This is a genomic window from Streptomyces silvae, assembly GCF_016745505.1.
Lineage (GTDB): Bacteria > Actinomycetota > Actinomycetes > Streptomycetales > Streptomycetaceae > Streptomyces > Streptomyces silvae.
Map to the genome: position 1 here is coordinate 1 of NZ_JAERUC010000023.1, position 17,537 is coordinate 17,537.

Annotated in this window: 19 protein-coding genes; 9 read left to right on the forward strand and 10 right to left on the reverse strand. The window is 71.8% G+C overall.

Going from position 1 to position 17,537, the window contains the following annotated elements; all coding sequences use genetic code 11:
- Window positions 1–24: 24 nt before the first annotated feature.
- On the reverse strand, window positions 25–1,251 hold the full coding sequence (locus tag JKV81_RS03605) for an acyl-CoA dehydrogenase family protein (RefSeq protein ID WP_099172051.1): 1,227 nt from the start codon (window positions 1,249–1,251) through the stop codon (window positions 25–27).
- A gap of 173 nt (window positions 1,252–1,424) precedes the next feature.
- Here JKV81_RS03605 and JKV81_RS03610 point away from each other — a divergent pair, with 173 nt between their 5' ends.
- Window positions 1,425–2,075 carry a TetR/AcrR family transcriptional regulator gene (locus tag JKV81_RS03610; RefSeq protein ID WP_099172052.1) on the forward strand — a complete coding sequence of 217 codons (651 nt, stop codon included), beginning with the start codon at window positions 1,425–1,427 and terminating at the stop codon, window positions 2,073–2,075.
- 39 nt (window positions 2,076–2,114) lie between these two features.
- On the opposite strand, the gene def is transcribed toward JKV81_RS03610, so the two are convergent.
- Window positions 2,115–2,669 (reverse strand): peptide deformylase, encoded by a 555-nt coding sequence (def, locus tag JKV81_RS03615; protein WP_124278330.1) that lies wholly within the window; start codon window positions 2,667–2,669, stop codon window positions 2,115–2,117.
- 114 nt (window positions 2,670–2,783) lie between these two features.
- On the opposite strand from def, the gene JKV81_RS03620 reads away from it, so the two are divergent.
- The 5 genes from JKV81_RS03620 to JKV81_RS03640 all read left to right on the forward strand — a co-directional run bounded on the left by JKV81_RS03620 (window position 2,784) and on the right by JKV81_RS03640 (window position 7,288).
- Window positions 2,784–4,022 (forward strand): Mur ligase family protein, encoded by a 1,239-nt coding sequence (locus JKV81_RS03620; RefSeq protein WP_099172054.1) that lies wholly within the window; start codon window positions 2,784–2,786, stop codon window positions 4,020–4,022.
- 34 nt (window positions 4,023–4,056) lie between these two features.
- A complete protein-coding gene (locus JKV81_RS03625) occupies window positions 4,057–4,785 on the forward strand; it encodes a type 1 glutamine amidotransferase (RefSeq protein WP_099172055.1) in 729 nt (242 codons plus the stop codon).
- 189 nt (window positions 4,786–4,974) lie between these two features.
- Entirely contained in the window at window positions 4,975–6,000 is a 1,026-nt protein-coding gene (locus JKV81_RS03630) for a 6-phosphofructokinase (RefSeq protein ID WP_124278329.1), read from the forward strand.
- Between the two features lie 111 nt (window positions 6,001–6,111).
- The gene (locus tag JKV81_RS03635) at window positions 6,112–7,062 is read left to right on the forward strand and encodes a cytochrome c oxidase assembly protein (RefSeq protein ID WP_129260967.1); all 951 of its coding nucleotides are present in this window, start codon (window positions 6,112–6,114) and stop codon (window positions 7,060–7,062) included.
- 67 nt (window positions 7,063–7,129) lie between these two features.
- Window positions 7,130–7,288, forward strand: coding sequence for a hypothetical protein (locus JKV81_RS03640; RefSeq protein ID WP_164992661.1), 159 nt, complete (start codon window positions 7,130–7,132; stop codon window positions 7,286–7,288).
- A gap of 97 nt (window positions 7,289–7,385) precedes the next feature.
- Here the strand turns inward: JKV81_RS03640 and JKV81_RS03645 are convergent, their stop codons facing one another.
- Together JKV81_RS03645 and JKV81_RS03650 are read right to left on the reverse strand one after the other, a co-directional pair.
- On the reverse strand, window positions 7,386–8,396 hold the full coding sequence (locus JKV81_RS03645; RefSeq protein WP_202074893.1) for a MerR family transcriptional regulator: 1,011 nt from the start codon (window positions 8,394–8,396) through the stop codon (window positions 7,386–7,388).
- A gap of 3 nt (window positions 8,397–8,399) precedes the next feature.
- Window positions 8,400–9,089, reverse strand: coding sequence for a HEAT repeat domain-containing protein (locus tag JKV81_RS03650; RefSeq protein ID WP_129260971.1), 690 nt, complete (start codon window positions 9,087–9,089; stop codon window positions 8,400–8,402).
- Window positions 9,090–9,229: 140 nt separating this feature from the next.
- Between JKV81_RS03650 and JKV81_RS03655 the strand changes: the two genes are divergently transcribed.
- Window positions 9,230–9,574, forward strand: a complete 345-nt coding sequence (locus tag JKV81_RS03655; protein WP_124278325.1) for a hypothetical protein — start codon at window positions 9,230–9,232, stop codon at window positions 9,572–9,574.
- Between the two features lie 63 nt (window positions 9,575–9,637).
- Here the strand turns inward: JKV81_RS03655 and JKV81_RS03660 are convergent, their stop codons facing one another.
- From JKV81_RS03660 to JKV81_RS03670, 3 genes are all read right to left on the reverse strand, one after another.
- On the reverse strand, window positions 9,638–10,315 hold the full coding sequence (locus JKV81_RS03660) for an Lsr2 family DNA-binding protein (protein ID WP_236055173.1): 678 nt from the start codon (window positions 10,313–10,315) through the stop codon (window positions 9,638–9,640).
- Window positions 10,316–10,430: 115 nt separating this feature from the next.
- The gene (locus JKV81_RS03665; protein WP_202074894.1) at window positions 10,431–11,381 is read right to left on the reverse strand and encodes a DUF4862 family protein; all 951 of its coding nucleotides are present in this window, start codon (window positions 11,379–11,381) and stop codon (window positions 10,431–10,433) included.
- 17 nt (window positions 11,382–11,398) lie between these two features.
- Window positions 11,399–12,148, reverse strand: a complete 750-nt coding sequence (locus JKV81_RS03670) for a FadR/GntR family transcriptional regulator (protein WP_129260975.1) — start codon at window positions 12,146–12,148, stop codon at window positions 11,399–11,401.
- Between the two features lie 269 nt (window positions 12,149–12,417).
- On the opposite strand from JKV81_RS03670, the gene JKV81_RS03675 reads away from it, so the two are divergent.
- Together JKV81_RS03675 and JKV81_RS03680 are read left to right on the forward strand one after the other, a co-directional pair.
- Window positions 12,418–13,128 (forward strand): lysophospholipid acyltransferase family protein, encoded by a 711-nt coding sequence (locus JKV81_RS03675; protein ID WP_129260977.1) that lies wholly within the window; start codon window positions 12,418–12,420, stop codon window positions 13,126–13,128.
- Window positions 13,129–13,193: 65 nt separating this feature from the next.
- Entirely contained in the window at window positions 13,194–14,243 is a 1,050-nt protein-coding gene (locus JKV81_RS03680) for an NAD-dependent epimerase/dehydratase family protein (protein ID WP_202074895.1), read from the forward strand.
- Between the two features lie 101 nt (window positions 14,244–14,344).
- On the opposite strand, the gene JKV81_RS03685 is transcribed toward JKV81_RS03680, so the two are convergent.
- The 3 genes from JKV81_RS03685 to ureG form a co-directional block, all read right to left on the reverse strand.
- Window positions 14,345–15,922, reverse strand: coding sequence for an alpha/beta hydrolase (locus JKV81_RS03685; protein WP_202074896.1), 1,578 nt, complete (start codon window positions 15,920–15,922; stop codon window positions 14,345–14,347).
- A gap of 153 nt (window positions 15,923–16,075) precedes the next feature.
- Window positions 16,076–16,861 (reverse strand): urease accessory protein UreD, encoded by a 786-nt coding sequence (locus JKV81_RS03690; RefSeq protein WP_202074897.1) that lies wholly within the window; start codon window positions 16,859–16,861, stop codon window positions 16,076–16,078.
- The gene (gene ureG / locus JKV81_RS03695) at window positions 16,858–17,535 is read right to left on the reverse strand and encodes an urease accessory protein UreG (RefSeq protein ID WP_202074898.1); all 678 of its coding nucleotides are present in this window, start codon (window positions 17,533–17,535) and stop codon (window positions 16,858–16,860) included. The genes JKV81_RS03690 and ureG overlap by 4 nt, the downstream gene beginning before the upstream one ends.
- Window positions 17,536–17,537 lie beyond the last annotated feature (2 nt).

Consider the following 17,537-nt stretch of genomic DNA (forward strand, 5'->3'; position numbering starts at 1 on the left):
ACGGTCCGGCCCCGCCGCCCGTGGTCAGCGGATCGGCATCCCCGACAGGGTGCGGGCGATCACCAGGCGCTGGATCTCGCTCGTGCCCTCGAAGATGGTGTAGATCGCGGCGTCCCGGTGCATGCGCTCGACCGGGTACTCACGGGTGAAGCCGTTGCCGCCGAGGATCTGCACGGCCTGGGCGGTGACCGACTTGGCCGTCTCGCTCGCGTAGAGCTTCGACATCGAGCCCTCGGCCGCGGTGAACGGCTTGCCGGCGCTCGCCATCCAGGAGGCACGCCAGACGAGCAGCCGCGCGGCGTCGATCTGCGTACGCATGTCGGCGAGCTGGAAGGCGATGCCCTGGTTGTCGATGATCGGGCGGCCGAACTGGGTACGCGTCTTCGCGTAGTCGAGGGCGACCTCGTAGGCGGCGCGGGCGGTGCCGACCGCCATGGCGCCGACGGCGGGGCGGGAGGCCTCGAAGGTCGCCATGGCCGCGTTCTTCACGCGCTCGCCGCCGGACCTGGCGCGCTCGCGGGCCCGGGCGAGGCGCTCGTCGAGCTTCTCCTTGCCGCCGAGCAGGCAGTGGCCGGGGATACGGACGTCCTCCAGGACGACCTCGGCCGTGTGCGAGGCGCGGATGCCGTGCTTCTTGAACTTCTGCCCCTGCGAGAGGCCGGGTGTGGCCGGCGGGACGATGAAGGAGGCGTGGCCCTTCGAGCCCAGCTCCGGGTCGACGACGGCGACGACCACGTGGACGTTGGCGATGCCGCCGTTGGTCGCCCAGGTCTTGGTGCCGTTGAGCACCCACTCGTCCTTGGCCTCGTCGTACACCGCGCGGGTGCGCATCGAGGCGACGTCGGATCCGGCGTCCGGCTCGGAGGAGCAGAAGGCGGCGACCTTCACGTCGTCGGCGTCCCCGTACATCTGGGGGATCCAGGTGCCGATCTGCTCCTCGGTGCCGTTGGCGAGGACGCCGACGGCCGCCAGGCCCGTACCGACGATCGACAGGGCGATGCCCGCGTCGCCCCAGAAGAGCTCCTCCATGGCCATGGGGATGCCCAGGCCCGTGGGGTCGAAGAACTGCTGGGCGTAGAAGTCGAGGGAGTAGATCCCGACCTTGGCCGCCTCCTGGATGACGGGCCAGGGCGTTTCCTCACGCTCGTCCCACTCCGAAGCGGCCGGCCTGATCACCTCGGCGGCGAATCCGTGCAGCCAGTCACGGACCTGCTTCTGGTCGTCGTTGAGCTCGAGCGTGAACTCGGCCATGTTCCCTCCATGCACTTCCGGAAAACCCGTTACTAGCGGTAACAACAGTCTGTTACCAGCAAGTAGCCTCTGTCAACCGCCCGGTCGCCTCTCCGCGCCGCACGGACCAGGGTGTTACGTTGCCCGGGCGTGACGAGATCGCAGGACAGCTGGGTGGGGCGGGAGAGAACGACATGGAGACCACAAGAGGGGCCGAACGGCAGCGGACAGCGGCCGAGCGGCGCCGCCGGGAGCTGCTCGAAGCCGCGGACCGGGTGGTGCTCAGGGACGGGCCGAAGGCGTCGATGAACGCGATCGCCGCGGAGGCCGGGATCACCAAGCCCATCCTCTACCGGCACTTCGGCGACAAGGGCGGCCTCTACCGGGCGCTCGCCAAACGCCACACCGACGCCCTGCTGAGCGCCCTGCGGGCCGCGCTCGACGCCCCCTCCGAGCGGCGCGAACGGGTCGAGGCGACGCTGGACACCTACCTCGCCGCGATCGAGGCACGCCCGCAGGTCTACCGCTTCCTGATGCACCCCTCCGACGACGCGGCCCCCGCCCCCGAACAGGGCTTCGACGTCGGCCGGCACTCCGCGCCGCTGCTGCGCCGCCTCGGCGAGGAGCTGGGCAAGGTCATCGCGGAGCGGGTCGATCTGGGGCCGGACAGCGAGCAGATGGCCCGCATCTGGGGGCACGGCATCGTCGGGATGATGCACGCGGCGGGCGACTGGTGGCTGGGTGACCGGCCGTGCTCGCGCGAGCAGCTCGTCCGGAGCCTCGCCGACCTGCTGTGGGGCAGGCTGGCCGAGGCCGGCGACCTGCCCGGCGGCCAGGGGTTCTGAGCACCCCGCCGCACCCTCCGGCCGGTCCGTGGGCCCGGGTCAGCCGTCCGCTGCCGTACGTCCCCACGGCGCCCTGCGGGCCGCGCGCAGCGCCCTGGCGCGGCGCAGTCCCGTCAGCCGGTCGGTGTAGACCAGGCCGTCGAGGTGGTCGCACTCGTGCTGCAGGCAGCGGGCGAACCAGCCGGTGCCGGTGATCCGGAGGGGCTCCCCCGTCATGGTCCGGCCCTCGACCACCGCGTGGTCGAAGCGCGGGGTGCCCGCTTCGAGGCCCGGGAGCGAGAGGCAGCCCTCCGCCCCGCGTACGGTGATGCCGTCGGCCTCGACGAGGACCGGGTTGACGAGATGGCCCAGGTGCCGGACCTCGTCGTCGTCCGGACAGTCGAAGACGAACACCCTGAGGGGGACGCCGATCTGGTTCGCGGCGAGCCCCACACCGTTCGCGGCGTACATCGTGGCGAACATGTCCTCCACGAGGCGGGCGAGCGACGGGCCGAAGTCGGTGACGTCGTCGCACGGGCTGTGGAGAACCGGGGCTCCGAGCAGACTCATGGCACGAACGCGTCCGGAACTGCCGGGGATCGGGCGGTTTCGCATGGGGAGAAGCGTACGTTCCACGTGACCTCCACGTTCCCCGTGGTGCCGAGGTGCGGTCGCCCCGCCGGACATCGATAGGCTGGGCGCGGACTTACGCAAGGAGGATCTAGGACGATGGCAGGCAACACGGAACCGTTGTCGCCGCGGGCCAAGCTCGCCGTGACGGCGGGCAAGGCCGCGGCGGCGGTGTCGCGCGCTGCGGGGCGCGGCAGCGGATCGGTGATCGGCGGCCGGGTGGCGCTCAAGCTCGACCCCGACCTGCTCGGGCGGCTGGCGCAGCACCTGGACGTGATCCTCGTGTCCGCGACGAACGGCAAGACGACCACGACCCGGCTGATCGCGGAGGCACTCAGGGCCGCGGGGCCCGTCGTGTCGAACGCGCTCGGGGCCAACATGCCCGCGGGGATCACCTCCGCGCTGGCGGGCGGCTCGGACGCACGGTACGGCGTGATCGAGGTCGACGAGAAGTACCTGGCGGGTGTGGCGCGCGACACCACGCCGAAGGTGATCGCGCTGCTCAACCTCTCCCGCGACCAGCTGGACCGCGCGGCGGAGACCCGGATGCTGGCCGAGAAGTGGCGTGAGGGCCTGTCGGGCTCCAAGGCCGTGATCGTGGCCAACGCCGACGACCCGCTGATCGTGTGGGCCGCTTCCTCCTCCCCCAACGTGGTGTGGGTCGCGGCGGGACAGGCGTGGAAGGACGACGCCTGGTCCTGCCCGTCCTGCGGCGGTGTGATGCAGCGCCCCGGTGACGACTGGTTCTGCGGTGAGTGCGGCTTCCGCCGGCCCGCACCCAGCTGGGCGCTGAACGGCGACTACGTCCTGGACCCGCACGGTTCCGCGTGGCCGATCCACCTCCAGCTGCCGGGCCGGGCCAACAAGGCGAACGCCACGAGCTCCGCCGCCGTGGCCGCGGTCTTCGGCGTGCCGCCGCAGGTCGCCCTGGAGCGCATGTACCAGGTGCAGGCGGTGGCGGGCCGCTACGACGTGGTCACCTTCCTCGGCCGTGAGCTCCGGCTCCTGCTGGCGAAGAACCCGGCGGGCTGGCTCGAAACGTTTTCCCTGATCGATCCGCCGCCCACCCCGGTGATCCTCTCGGTGAACGCCCGCGGCGCCGACGGCACCGACACCTCCTGGCTGTGGGACGTCGACTACACCCAGCTCTACGGTCACCCGATCTTCGTGCTCGGTGACCGCAAGCTGGACCTCGCGGTCCGGCTTGAGGTGGCCGGACTGGACTTCCGTGTCTGCGAGACCCTGGACGAGGCCGTCCAGATGGCCCCGCCCGGCCGCATCGAGGTCATCGCCAACTACACCGCCTTCCAGGATCTGCGCCGTCGTGTCGGCAACTGACCCCCGCGCGGGCAACCCCCGGAGAGGACGAAGCATGAGCAACAACAGCCTGCGGCTGGTGTGGGTCTACCCCGACCTCCTCAGCACCTACGGCGACCAGGGCAACGCCCTGGTGGTGGAGCGCCGGGCCCGCCAGCGCGGTCTCGACGTGTCGCGCGTGGACGTGCGCAGCGACCAGCCCATCCCGACGTCGGGCGACATCTACCTGATCGGCGGCGGTGAGGACCGGCCGCAGCGTCTGGCCGCCGAGCGGCTGCGCCGTGACGGCGGGCTGAGCCGGGCCGCGGCGAACGGCGCGATCATCTTCTCGGTCTGCGCGGGCTACCAGATCCTCGGCCACGAGTTCATCAACGACCTCGGCGAGCGCGAGCCCGGCCTCGGGCTGCTCGACGTCGTCTCGACCCGGGGCGAGGGCGCCCGGTGCGTCGGCGACGTACTCGGCGACATCGACCCGAACCTGGGGCTGCCGCCGCTGACCGGGTTCGAGAACCACCAGGGCGTCACCCATCTCGGGCCCTCGGCCCGCCCGTTCGCCCGGGTGCGTCTCGGCCGGGGCAACGGCACGGGTGACGGCACGGAGGGCGCGTACAACGACACGGTCTTCGGCACGTACATGCACGGGCCCGTCCTGGCACGTAACCCGCTGATCGCGGACCTGCTGCTGAAGCTGGCGCTGGACGTCAACGCGCTGCCGCCGAGCGACGACCGGTGGTACGAGGCGCTGCGCGCCGAGCGGATCGCCGCGGCGACCCAGCCCGCCTGACGTATCCCTCCCGTACGGACCGGCCTCAGCGAGGAGCCGGTCCGTACGTGTGCGGCGGGTGTACATCCGGTGGACGTCCAGCAGTCGGACAGTGGGTTCGGTCCGGACACCCCGCGCCGGTAGGGTGGCGGGGATCCAACCGGACGACGTGGTCCGGCGTCGGCCCACGTTGCAAAGGTTTCCCGGGCAATGCGAATTGGTGTGCTCACCTCCGGCGGCGACTGCCCCGGCCTCAACGCCGTCATCCGTTCCGTCGTGCACCGCGCGGTGGTCGACCACGGCGACGAGGTCATCGGCTTCCACGACGGCTGGAAGGGCCTCCTCGAGTGCGACTACCGCAAGCTCGATCTCGACGCGGTCGGCGGCATCCTCGCCCGTGGCGGCACCATCCTCGGCTCCTCCCGGGTCCAGCCCGCGCATCTGCGTGACGGCGTGGAGCGGGCCAGGGGCCATGTCGCGGATCTGGGCCTGGACGCGATCATCCCGATCGGCGGCGAGGGCACGCTGAAGGCCGCCAATCTGCTCTCCGAGGCGGGTCTGCCCATCGTCGGTGTGCCCAAGACCATCGACAACGACATCGCCTCCACCGATGTGACCTTCGGCTTCGACACGGCCGTCGGCGTCGCGACGGAGGCGCTGGACCGGCTGAAGACGACGGCCGAGTCCCACCAGCGGGTGCTGATCGTCGAGGTCATGGGCCGGCACACCGGCTGGATCGCGCTGCACTCGGGCATGGCCGCCGGTGCGCACGCCATCGTCGTACCGGAGCGCCCCTTCGACATCGACGAGCTGACCGCGCTGGTCGGCAAGCGCTTCTCGGACGGCAAGAAGTTCGCGATCGTCGTCGTGGCGGAGGGCGCCAAGCCCCGCGAGGGCTCCATGGAGTTCAACCAGGGCACGAAGGACATCTACGGCCATGAGCGCTTCGCCGGGGTGGCGACGCAGCTCTCCGGCGAGCTGGAGCAGCGCCTCGGCAAGGAGGCCCGCCCGGTGATCCTCGGCCATGTGCAGCGCGGCGGCACCCCGACCGCGTACGACCGCGTCCTGGCCACCCGCTTCGGCTGGCACGCCGTGGAGGCCGCCCACCGCGGTGAGTTCGGCATGATGACGGCGCTGCGCGGCACGGACATCACGATGGTTCCGCTGGCGGCGGCCGTGGAGACCCTGAAGACGGTCCCTGCCGAGCGCTACGCCGAGGCGCAGGTCGTGCTCTGACCCGTCGCGACATTCCCGGACCGCCCCCGGCCGCACCCGCGGCCGGGGGCGGTTCTAGTCTGGACCGGACAACCGGCACGAAACGGGGACGACCCCAGCGGGAGTGAAGAGATGGATCACGGCGGGCACGGCATGAACATGGATCTGCCGCCGTTCACGCTGGGGCGCGGGCTGGAGTTCTCCGCGGACCCGTTCTTCCTGATCGGCTGCGCGGTCGCACTCGCCCTGTACGGGTACGGGGTCGTGCGGCTGCGCCGGAGGGGCGACGGCTGGCCGGTGAACCGGATCGTGCTCTTCGTCATCGGGGTGCTGTCCATCGCCCTGGTGATGTGCACGGGACTCAACGACTACGGCATGGTCATGTTCAGCGTGCACATGGTGCAGCACATGGTGATCAGCATGGTGTCGCCGATCCTGCTGCTCCTGGGCGCCCCGGTGACCCTGGCCCTGCGGGCGCTGCCCGTGGCGGGGCGGGGCCGTACGGGCCCGCGCGAGCTGCTGCTCAAGCTGCTGCACAGCCGCTACATGAAGGTCGTCACGCATCCGGTCTTCACGATCCCGCTGTTCATCGCGAGCCTGTACGGGCTCTACTTCACCCCGCTGTTCGACTTCCTCATGGAGTCGAAGACGGGCCACATCGCGATGATGGTGCACTTCCTGGCGGTCGGCCTGGTGTTCTTCTGGCCGATCATGGGCGTCGACCCCGGGCCTCACCGGCCCGGTTACGTGATGCGGATGCTGGAGCTCTTCGCGGGCATGCCGTTCCACGCGTTCTTCGGGATCGCCCTGATGATGGCGAGCCAGCCCATGGTGAAGGCGTACGAGAATCCCCCGGCCTCGCTCGGCATCGATGCCCTGGGCGACCAGTCGGCGGCCGGCGGCATCGCCTGGGCGTTCAGCGAGATCCCGTCCGTGCTGGTGCTGATCGCCCTGGTCTTCCAGTGGTACCGGTCCGACCAGCGCACGGCCAAGCGCTCGGACCGTGCCGCCGACCGGGACGGCGACCAGGAGCTGAAGGCGTACAACGCCTATCTCGCCTCATTGCAGGCGCGCGGGCAGTAGCGCCGGGCACGCCCGAGGGGTGACCATGGCTTCACCGGCCGTGCGGCCGGGTGAGGAGCGTGCGCTCATGCCTGGATCCACGAAAACCATGGGAGTGCTCACCGTCGGGGCGCTGGTCGCGGTGACGATGTACACGGTGGCGCTGGGGAGCAACGGCTGGCTCTGGTTCGGCTGGGTGGTGCTCGGGCTGGCCACCCTGGGGATGGTCGCCACCCGCGACACCTGAGACGCCACGGAACGCTCCGGCCCCCGGCCTCGACCGCGGCCGCTGCGGCACGCCTCGGCCTTCCGGGTCGAGGCGGGTGTGAGCGTGTCCCGAACGGTCAGCCGTCCATTCCGCGGGCGCGCCTGCCGAGCAGGTACGCCGCGGTGACCGCGACCCCGCGGTCCTCGTCGTGCGCCAGCTCCTCCAGGGCGCGTTCCGTGGTGGCGCCCGGGATGTCGGCGAGCGCCTGGGTGAGCCGTCGGCGTACGGCGGGGCCGGCGGCCGGGCGGGCGAGGCGGTGGACGAGGCCGTCCGCGATCCGGTCCGCCAGGTCCGGCGTGCCGGCCAGCGCGCTCAGCGCGTCGGCCGCGTCGACGTCACTCATCTCCTCGACGATCATGTCGAGGAGCACCGGCACCGCTTCGGCCTCCCCGCGCGCCCCGAGCTCCAGGGCCGCGTACCCGCGGACGGCGGGGTCCTCGCTCGCGAGAGCGCCCCGCAGCAGGACGGTCACCTCGGGCCCCGGGATCTCGGCGAGGGCCTGCACGGCGCGCCTTCGTACGTCGGCGACCGGCGAGGCGAGACCTTCCGCGAGCAACCGCGGCCCGTCCTCTCCCGCTTGGGCCAGGGCCCACCGGAACGCGCCGGCCACATGCGGGTCCGCCTCGTTCAGCGCCGCCTCGACCAGCGCTTCCACCGGCACCGCCTCGTCGACCGAGGACAGCGCGGCGCGCTGGCGGCGCCCCGCGCTCTCCGACGTGAGGCCCTGGAGGAGGGCGACGGTCCGCAGGACGTCCTCCCAGCCGGCGGGCCGGGAGGCACCGATCCTGCCGAGCCGTGTGAGCAGCTCCGTCTCCTGGGCGATGCGCTCCCTGGTCCCGCGGATCAGGTCCTCGACGAGCGCGGACGGCGTGAAGCCGGGATCGTCCAGCGCGCGGCCGACCTCCCGCAGGGACATCCCGAGCGACCGCAGGCTCTCGATGTGGAAGATCCGGGCGATGTCCTCGTCCGTGTACTCGCGATAGCCGCCCCCGGTCCGCCCCGTCGGCCGCAGCAGTCCGAGCGATTCGTAGTGCCGGAGCATGCGGGCGCTGACCCCGGAGCGCCGCGCCACCTCACCGATCAACACGCTCTAGTCCCCCTCCTCTCCACCCGTGCCGAGGGCCGCATCCGGACCGAGGGCCACCATGCGCTTGGCCTCCTCGATCGCGAACCCGAACCCGGCGTCCGGGTCCCGCAGCAGCGCTTCCGTGGCGAGCGCGTGCGCGCGTACGCCGGGGTCGGGGCCCGCTGCCGCCGCGTGCAGGGCGGGCAGGATCACCTCACCGAGGGCGATCAGCGCCCGGCTGAGGCTCAGCTGCATCTCCCGTCCGCCACGCCCGAGTTGTGTCGCCAGGGCATCCGCGAGCTCGTTCTCCTCGCCGGACGGCACCAGGACGACGGCCGCCCGCCAGGCGCTCCGCGCCACCTCGTCCTCGGCGTCGGACAGCAGAGCCCGCGTGATCACCGGCCATGCCTGCCGGTCCCCGATCTTCGAGAGCGTGTGCAGGGCCTGGCTCCGCGCCTGGTCACGCTCCGAGCGGACCTCGCCGATCAGCGCCGGGACCGTCACGGCGGCCGGGTGGCGGGTCAGCGCCCAGGTGAGCATCTCGCGCACCTGGAAGTCGGGTTCGGCCGCGCAGCGTTCGAGGAGCTTTCCGACGAACCGGGGGTCGGGCGTCGTACCGGCCGCCATCGCCGCCCGCAGCCGTACCGCCGAGCGGTCGGCCTCCAGCGCCCGGAGGGCGTGCGTCACATCCGTGTCCTGCGTCGGCAGGGTCATCGGTACCACCTCCTCGGCCCCACTGAAGACCTTGCCACGGTGACAAGGTCAAGTTTCGGACGTGTGTACGGTAAGTCGGGGGCATCGCGTCACGGCGGGGGCGCGGACGTCCGGTTCCGGATCCGGCGCGAGGGAGTTCCGTGAAGCACAGCGTGGTCCTTGTGATCCTGTTCGTCGTGCCGGGCCTCTGGGGAGCGGCCACCCTGGGAAGCGCGCTGACGGCGTCGACGGACATCGTGTGCCCCGGGGAGAACGTGAAGGAGGACGGGGAGGAGCACCCGGGCCCCATGCGGCCCGGGGACACCGGGTGCGCGGTGCTCGACGGGAGCGTCTCCGTCGGGACGCGTACCTATGAACAGCAGCGGCGGGTCCAGTCCTTGGAGCGGCGCGAGGACGCGATGACCGGCGCCCTGCTCCTCGCGTACGGCACGGCGGGCGGCCTCCTCGTGTGGCGCGCCCGGCGCCCGGAGTCCGACCGGGACTGATCCCGCACCGGGGCCTGGCACGCCACGGTCCAGGCGTGCCACGGCGCGGATGCCGTCCGGGCGTCAGCCCTTGGGGGTCCTGCGCTCCCACGCCTCCCGGACCTCCAGCGGAATCCGCCCCCGTGACGGTACGTCGTAACCGCGGGCCCGTGCCCAGGAGCGGATCGTCCCGGTGTCGACGGGCCGGTGACCGGGGAGGGGGCCGGGCTGCCGGGGAACGGGGCGGGCGGGTGCGAACCCGGCGGGGGCCTCGCCGAGGGAGACCGGGAACAGGGGGACCTCGATCCGCCCGCCGAGGACGGCGGTGAGGAACGCGGTCAGGGTTCCGTCGTAGGTGAACCAGTCCGGGCCCCGGGCCTGGTTGACCGCGATGCGCCAGCGGTCGGGGTCCCCTGCGGGGTCCGTGATCCAGAAGAGGTACGCGCCGTTGTCGGTCACGGCGCAGGCGAAGAGCGTCTCCGGATCGTACGGAACGGGGTGCGTGCCCTGTTCACGGTCCTTGCTCAGCCGGGCCCGGAGCCGGCCGGGCACGGGGCCCGTGAGGTCGGCGTGCTCCGTCGCACCGTGCGGGTGGTAGACGTGGACGAAGCCGTTGAACACCCCGGGCCCGTAACGGTCGGCGAGCTCCTTGTAGTCCTGCGGCAGCGGCATGCCGAGGGTCGCCTCGACGGTCTCCCAGTGGATGTGCGAGGTCGGGCCCGGGGGCGGGCAGAGCGTGGTGAGAGCGGTCATTGCGGCCATCGGTCTCCTGAGGCTCCGGTCCTGGATCGTGATCATCCGGCCGGCGGCGGCGTCGGGGCGTCGGATCCTGGGCCCAGTGTGGCGGAAGAACGGGACAGGTCGCACGAAATGGGGGCTACGAACCCCGTACGGGCGCCGGGGCGCTCCCACGTTCGGACAGGAGCCGCATGACGTGACCCACCGCCGTGAGCCTCTCGTCGACCGTGGCGTCGCCGGGGACCTGGATCTTCGCCCCCGCGTAGGAGAGCCCGCCCCCGGCCGCACGGAGACAGCGGCGTACCTCCTCGGCGTCCATGAGGGAGGTGGGCTCGTCCTCGGTGAGGGGCAGGTGTGCGTCCGCCCAGGGTCCCCCGTACCGGTTCGCCGTCGGGCCGGCGCCGGAGAACACGACACCCTCCAGCAGGTCCTCGGAGGCGAGCCGGATGATCTGGGCGAGCGGCCGGGACCGGTCCTGCGCCTCGATCGCCGAGCGGCCCCAGTTGACGGTGATGCCGATCCCGGCCTCGTGCGCGAGGGGGATCTCCTCCTCCAGCGGCAGGAACCGCTTCTCTCCCGGGACGGCCGGCGAGTACGCGTCGCAGTGCTCCAGGACGAGCCGGGTGGACCAGTCGCCCTCGGTGGGTGCGGTCGCCGTGAGCTCTTCGAGGGACCGGGCGAACATCTCTCCGACGGCGGTCGTCGAGGGGGCGGTGTGGATGTGGAGGGCGGAGACCGACTGCTCACCGGTGAGCTGGTTCAACTCCTCGGCGGCGACGCGGGCCTCACGGACGAACGCGAGCGCCGCCTGCCGGCCGTCGTGGTCCCCGGAGGCCAGCCCGAAGGTGCCCGAGGCTCCGACGCGCATCATCGTGCCGGGGATCAGGGTGATCACCGAGCGGGTGAACCGGCCGCGCATCCGGGCGGCCAGCCACCGTACGTCCTCACCGAGGCCGTCGCGGAACGGGAGTTCCAGTCCGTCGGCCATCCCCCGGTCGGCGAGCCCCTCGTAGAAGTGCTCCTGGTCGGCGCGCTGCGAAGGCAGCGCCGCGTAGGCACCCACGAGGGCGACGGGCTGTGCTGTGTTCATGGTGCCGGTTCTCCGGTTCATGGCGTCGTCACGCCGAGCGCTTTGCCGATGGGGTCGTAGTGCGACGTGACCGCCGCGTGGAAGGCGCGGGCGTCGCCCGCCTCGGCCGCGTCGAGCATCAGCCCGTGCGCGCGAGCCGTCTGGTCCATGTCGGCCGCGACGGAGAGCCCCAGGGTGGGCACCACCACGGTGTGCACCTCCCAGAACGCACTGACGAGCTGCCCGACCAGGGCGTTGTCCAGCCGCGCCAGCAGCCCGGTGTGGAACGCGCGGTCCTGCTGCGGGAAGGCCCGGCCCTCGGCGGCCTCGGCGACCATCTCGTCCACCAGCGCGTGCAGACCGGGGTTGGAGGTGCCCGCAAGGCTCGCCACGATGCGCTCGGCCATGCCGTGGTCGAGCACCTGACGGATCTCGACCACGTCACGCAGTGCGCGCAGGTCGTCGCCGGGGCTCAGCACCCCGCGGAAGACGAGCATCTCGACGAGCGCGTCGAGCGACATGGCGCCCACATACGTGCCGTGGCCGTGGCGTACGTCGACGATGCCGAGCGTCGACAGGGTGCGGACGGCCTCCCGCACGCTGGAGCGGGAGACCCCGAGACGTTCGCAGAGCTCGGTCTCGGTGGGCAGCAGGTCGCCGGGGCGCAGGCCCTCGGCCAGGATGAAGTCCTTGATCTGGCCGGTCGTGGTGGCCCGCCGCGAGGCGCCCGCCCCGCGCGGCACCTCGGGCGTGGGCGCCCCGTAACTGCTCCGTATCTCTGCGGCCATTCCGCCCCCTGGGTTCACGGTCCTGGGGGTGACCCTACCTAAGATCAGACGTCTGATGTTATGGATCGGCGTACATCACGCGACCTGCCCGTGGTCCGAGGAGGAACTCCACCGGCCGACGGGCCCGGCTCCCCACGCCCACGGCCTCCCGGAGACACCCGTAACACGGCTACGATCGATCACCTGAGAGAGCCGACGAGTTCATCACGCTGTGTGCGACCTGGCAGAACGCGGCCAACAGCCCGGTCCGGAAGGCTAGGAGAGAAGCTGTGTTCTATTACGTCCTGAAGTACGCCGTGCTGGGTCCTCTGCTCCGGCTGCTGTTCCGCCCCCGTATCGAAGGACTGGAACACATCCCCGACGACGGCGCCGCCATCGTCGCCGGCAACCATCTCTCCTTCTCCGACCACTTCCTGATGCCGGCGATCCTCAAGCGCCGCATCACGTTCCTCGCGAAGGCCGAGTACTTCACCGGCCCCGGGATCAAGGGGAAGCTGACCGCGGCGTTCTTCCACAGCATCGGGCAGATCCCCGTGGACCGGTCGGGCAAGGAGGCCGGGCAGGCGGCCATCCGCGAGGGCCTGGGCGTGCTGGACAAGGGCGAGCTGCTGGGCATCTATCCGGAGGGCACCCGTTCGCACGACGGGCGGCTGTACAAGGGCAAGGTGGGGGTCGCCGTGATGGCGATCAGGGCGGGCGTCCCGGTCATCCCCTGCGCGATGGTCGGCACGTTCGAGATCCAGCCGCCCGGCCAGAAGGTGCCGAAGATCAAGCGGGTCACGATCAGGTTCGGGGAGCCGCTGGACTTCTCCCGTTACGCCGGCCTGGAGAACCAGAAGGCGGCGATCCGGGCGGTCACGGACGAGATCATGTACGCCATCCTCAATCTCTCCGGGCAGGAGTACGTCGACGAGTACGCGGCCAAGGCGAAGGCCGCACAGGCCGAGGAGTCCAGGAAGTTCCCGCGGCGGCCACGCTGAGCGGGGAATCTGCTGAGGGCCGATCACCCTGGTCCGGCCGGTGAGGCCGCCGTAGCGTCTTCCGTATGAGCAGAGGACGAGCTTTCGTACTGGGCGCCACGGGACAGATGGGCCGGCCCGCCGTGCGGGCCCTGGCCGAGGACGGCTGGGAGGTGACCGCGGCCTCGCGCGGCGGTGGCCGGGACGCCGGCTGGGACGCGGGGGTCCGCTCCCTCGCGGTCGACCGCGAGGAGAAGGGGGCGTTGGAGGAGGCGCTGGGCGACGGCTGTGACGTCCTCGTCGACATGGTCGCCTTCGGCCGGGACCACGCCGCGCAGCTCACCGGGCTCGCGGGCCGGGTCGGTTCCGCCGTGGTCATCTCCAGCGGCGCGGTGTACGAGGACGGGCGGGGCCGGAGTTTCGACACCCAGGACGAGCCGGACGGCTTCCCGGAGTACCCGGTGCCGATACGGGAGTCCCAGCGCACGGTCGCCCCCGGGGACGCGACGTACGGGACGCGGAAGGTCGCGCTGGAGCAGGAGTTGCTCGCGGCGGGCGACGCACTGCCGGTGACGCTGCTCCGGGCGGGGGCGGTGCACGGACCGCACTGCCGGACCCCGCGCGAGCTGTACTTCGTCAAGCGCCTGCTGGACGGCCGCCGCAGGAGGGTCCTGGCGTACGGCGGGGAGAGCCGCTTCCACCCGGTCCATGTGTCCAACATGGCCGAGCTGATCCGCCTCGCCGCCCTGCGGCCGGCCTCCCGCGTGCTCAACGCGGGGGATCCGCAGGTGCCGACCGTCGCCGAGATCGGCGCCGCTGTGGACGCCGTGCTGGGCGTGGAGACCGGCACGGTGCTGGTGGAGGGGCCCCCGCCCGAGGGAGGCATCGGGGAGACGCCGTGGGGCGGCGCGCACCCCGTCGTCCAAGACATGTCGGCCGCCGAACGGGAGTTGGGCTACCGCCCGGTGACGGGGTACGCCGAGTCGCTGCCGTCGACGGTCGAGTGGCTCGCCGCGCGGCTCGAAGGGCGCGACTGGCGGGAGGCCTTCCCCAAGATGCTGCGGAGCTACGGCGAGGGCCTCTTCGACTACGCGGCGGAGGACGCCTGGCTGGAGCGGTACGACAGGAAGGCCTGAGCGCTTCGTCGCACGGGCCCGGCCCGGGGTGAACGGGGCTGAGCGGGGGTGAACGGGCGGCCGCCGGACTTCATCGGCCGCCCGCTCACGTCAGGTGGTGATCACGGCGTCGGCGTGGCGTGCGGGGTGCACGTCACATCGCGCCGGTCGGTCTTCCCGGTGAGCAGGTAGGTGTCCACCCGCTCGTTGATGCAGGGGTTGACCAGGCCGGTGACACCGTGCGATCCGGCGCCCTTCTCGGTGATGAGACGGGAGCCCTTGAACCGCTTGTGCAGCTCGACGGCGCCCTCGTACGGGGTGGCGGCGTCGCGCGTGGACTGCACGATCAGCACCGGCGGCAGGCCCTTGCCGGTACGGACGTCCAGCGGGGTCTGCTGCTTGGCCGGCCAGGTCGCACACGGCAGGTTCATCCAGGCGTTGGCCCACGTCATGAACGGGTTGTCCCGGTGCAGCCGTGTGTTGTCGCGGTCCCACTTCTTCCAGCTGGTGGGCCACTTGGCGTCCGTGCACTCGACGGCCGTGTAGACGGCGTTGCCGTTCTCCGCGCTGATGTTGCCCGCGGTGTCCGACAGGTCGGGTGCCGCGGCGTCGATCAGCGCCTGGGTGTCGCCGCCCAGGTAGTCGCTCCAGGTCTGGGCGGTGGGCGCCCAGGCGGAGTCGTAGTACGGCGCGCTCTGGAAGAAGCCGATGAGCTCGGCCGGGCCGAGGACCCCGCCGATCGGCTTCTTCTTGGCCGCGGCACGCAGCGTCAGCCACGCCTGCTCGACCTTCTCGGGCGTGTCGCCGATGTGGTAGGCAGCGTCGTTCTTGGCGACCCATGCCTTCCAGTCGTTCCAGCGGGTCTGGAAGGCGATGTCCTGGTTGAGGTTGGCCTCGTACCAGATGTTGCTCTTCGCCGGGTTGACCACGCTGTCGACGATCATGCGGCGTACGTGCGTCGGGAAGAGCGTGCCGTAGACCGCGCCCAGGTACGTGCCGTAGGAGACGCCCAGGAAGTTGAGCTTCTTCTCACCGAGCGCGGCGCGGATGACGTCCAGGTCGCGTGCGGTGTTGGGCGTGGTCATGTGCGGCAGCATGTCGCCGCTGCGTTCGGCGCACCCGTCGGCGTACTCCGCCGCGAGCTTGCGCTGGGCCCGCTTGTCGGCCTCGCTGTCCGGCACCGGATCGGCCTTCGGAGCCTTCACGAACTCCTGGGGGTCGATGCAGGAGATCGGCGCGGAGTGGCCGACACCGCGCGGGTCGAAGCCCACGAAGTCGTACGCCTTCGCGGCCTTCGTCCAGAGCGGGTTCTTGGTGACGATGCGCTTGGGGAACGCCATCCCCGAGCCGCCGGGGCCGCCGGGGTTGTAGACGAGCGCGCCCTGGCGCTCACTCTTCGTGCCCGTGCTGACGTGCCGGTCGACCGCGAGCTTGACCTGCTTGCCGTTCGGCTTGGCGTAGTCGAGCGGAACGCTCACCCATCCGCACTGGATGGGTGCGGCGATCGCCCAGTCCGCCGGGCAGTCCGCCCAGTCGATCCCGGTCTTCGCGGCCCGGGCGGCGGCGATCTGGACCCCACGCGCCTCCTGGTCGCCGTGGTGCCTGCTGTCGGCACCGGCGGCCGGTGCGGCTATCGCCCCTGCTATGAGCGTGCCCGCTATCAGAGTGCCGGCCGAACCGAGCACCGCTGTGCGTCTCAAGTGGAACCTCCCCCTGCGTGATGCGCCGCCCGTGGCGGCGCGTTGGTTCATGAGTCAGGGGGATCCTTTCGTCTGTGAGGTTGCTGAGAACAGGGCGTACACGTGTTTCTTTACCGAACCAATAACCGGTGCCCTCTGTCCCGCTGAGCGGACTCACGCTTCCTGGAGGGCCGTTGTCTCCTTCAGCAGGCCCTCCAGCGCCTCGTCGAGCACCGCGCGCAGCAGCCGTGCGTCGGCGGCGAGCGCGGTCACCAGGACGGCGGGCCCGGCCAGCGGGGTGAGCGCCGCGCAGGGGCCGAGCAGCCTCGGTGGGGGGAGGGCGTCCTCGAAGGCGGGGTCGACGACGAGCAGTTGCCCGACGGCACGGTGACCGCCCAGGACGGCCGCACCGTCCCAGCCCCCGGGTGCTCCCGGCCCGTACGCCAGCTGCTGGTCGAGCAGCGGCCGTCCGGCCCTGCGGACGGTCAGGCGGGTGGAGAGCCGGCCGGTGCGTTCGCCGTGCCGGCCCAGGACCTGTTCCTCGCGCAGCACCAGCCGTGCGGTGGCGGCGAGGTCGGCCCGGGTGGTCAGGTCGAGTTCGCTGCCGTACGCGGAGACGATCTGTTCGGGGAGCCAGTGGAGTTCGGCCCCCTCCCCCACCCGGAGCCGTACGTCGTAGGAGGCGGGTACGGCGTCCGGGCCGGCTCCCGGCAGCGCCACGGTGGCGGCCGCGGAGTCCACCGTCAGGCGTGCGCCGTCCCCGGCCAGGACCTCGACGGCGAGCCGGTCGCCGCCCAGGGGCGCGCTCATCGCGCCGACCACGGTGACGCGTGTGTACGCGGGGTCCGGTGACCTGGTCCGGCGCAGCGCGAGCGGGCCCTCGCTCTCCAGGACCGGGAGGGCGGTGGATCCCCGTCCGTCGGCCACGGCCGTGATCCGGGCGGTGGCCGTGACGCTCATGCGGTCCAGTCCGCGAGCCGTTCCCGCACCCAGTCGGCGACCGGTGCGACACCGTCGGCACCGGTCAGGGAGGTGAACACCACGGGGAGGTCACCGCGCTGTGCGGCGGCGTCGCGTGCCATCCGGCCCAGGTCGGAGCCGACGTAGGGGGCGAGGTCGGTCTTGTTGACGACGAGCAGGTCTGCGGTGGTGACACCGGGGCCGCCCTTGCGGGGGATGTCGTCGCCGCCGGCGACGTCGATCACGAAGACCTGCGCGTCGACGAGCCCCTTGGAGAAGGTCGCTGTGAGGTTGTCACCGCCCGACTCGACGAGGATGAGGTCGAGGGGCCCCACGGAGTCCTCCAGGTCCTCGACCGCTTCGAGGTTGGCGGAGATGTCGTCGCGGATCGCGGTGTGGGGGCAGGCGCCGGTCTCGACGGCCTGGATGCGCTCGGGCGGCAGGACGGCGTTGCGGAGCAGGAAGGCGGCGTCCTCGCGGGTGTAGATGTCGTTGGTGACGACGGCGATGGCGATCCGGTCGCGCAGGGCGCGGCAGAGGGCGGCGACGGTGGCCGTCTTGCCCGATCCGACCGGTCCTCCCAGGCCGATCCGCAGCGCGCGGCGGGTCCCGTCGGGGCGTGCGGAGTCGGCGCTGACGGCGGCCGGTCCGGTGTGCGTGTGGTCGAGGTGCATGG

Coding starts and splice junctions, on each gene's coding strand:
- JKV81_RS03605 (WP_099172051.1), bottom strand. CDS start 1,251: ATGGCCGAGTTCACGCTCGAGCTCAACGACGACCAGAAGCAGGTCCGT.
- JKV81_RS03610 (WP_099172052.1), top strand. CDS start 1,425: ATGGAGACCACAAGAGGGGCCGAACGGCAGCGGACAGCGGCCGAGCGG.
- def (WP_124278330.1), bottom strand. CDS start 2,669: ATGCGAAACCGCCCGATCCCCGGCAGTTCCGGACGCGTTCGTGCCATG.
- JKV81_RS03620 (WP_099172054.1), top strand. CDS start 2,784: ATGGCAGGCAACACGGAACCGTTGTCGCCGCGGGCCAAGCTCGCCGTG.
- JKV81_RS03625 (WP_099172055.1), top strand. CDS start 4,057: ATGAGCAACAACAGCCTGCGGCTGGTGTGGGTCTACCCCGACCTCCTC.
- JKV81_RS03630 (WP_124278329.1), top strand. CDS start 4,975: ATGCGAATTGGTGTGCTCACCTCCGGCGGCGACTGCCCCGGCCTCAAC.
- JKV81_RS03635 (WP_129260967.1), top strand. CDS start 6,112: ATGGATCACGGCGGGCACGGCATGAACATGGATCTGCCGCCGTTCACG.
- JKV81_RS03640 (WP_164992661.1), top strand. CDS start 7,130: ATGCCTGGATCCACGAAAACCATGGGAGTGCTCACCGTCGGGGCGCTG.
- JKV81_RS03650 (WP_129260971.1), bottom strand. CDS start 9,089: ATGACCCTGCCGACGCAGGACACGGATGTGACGCACGCCCTCCGGGCG.
- JKV81_RS03660 (WP_236055173.1), bottom strand. CDS start 10,315: ATGGCCGCAATGACCGCTCTCACCACGCTCTGCCCGCCCCCGGGCCCG.
- JKV81_RS03665 (WP_202074894.1), bottom strand. CDS start 11,381: ATGAACACAGCACAGCCCGTCGCCCTCGTGGGTGCCTACGCGGCGCTG.
- JKV81_RS03670 (WP_129260975.1), bottom strand. CDS start 12,148: ATGGCCGCAGAGATACGGAGCAGTTACGGGGCGCCCACGCCCGAGGTG.
- JKV81_RS03680 (WP_202074895.1), top strand. CDS start 13,194: ATGAGCAGAGGACGAGCTTTCGTACTGGGCGCCACGGGACAGATGGGC.
- JKV81_RS03690 (WP_202074897.1), bottom strand. CDS start 16,861: ATGAGCGTCACGGCCACCGCCCGGATCACGGCCGTGGCCGACGGACGG.
- ureG (WP_202074898.1), bottom strand. CDS start 17,535: ATGCACCTCGACCACACGCACACCGGACCGGCCGCCGTCAGCGCCGAC.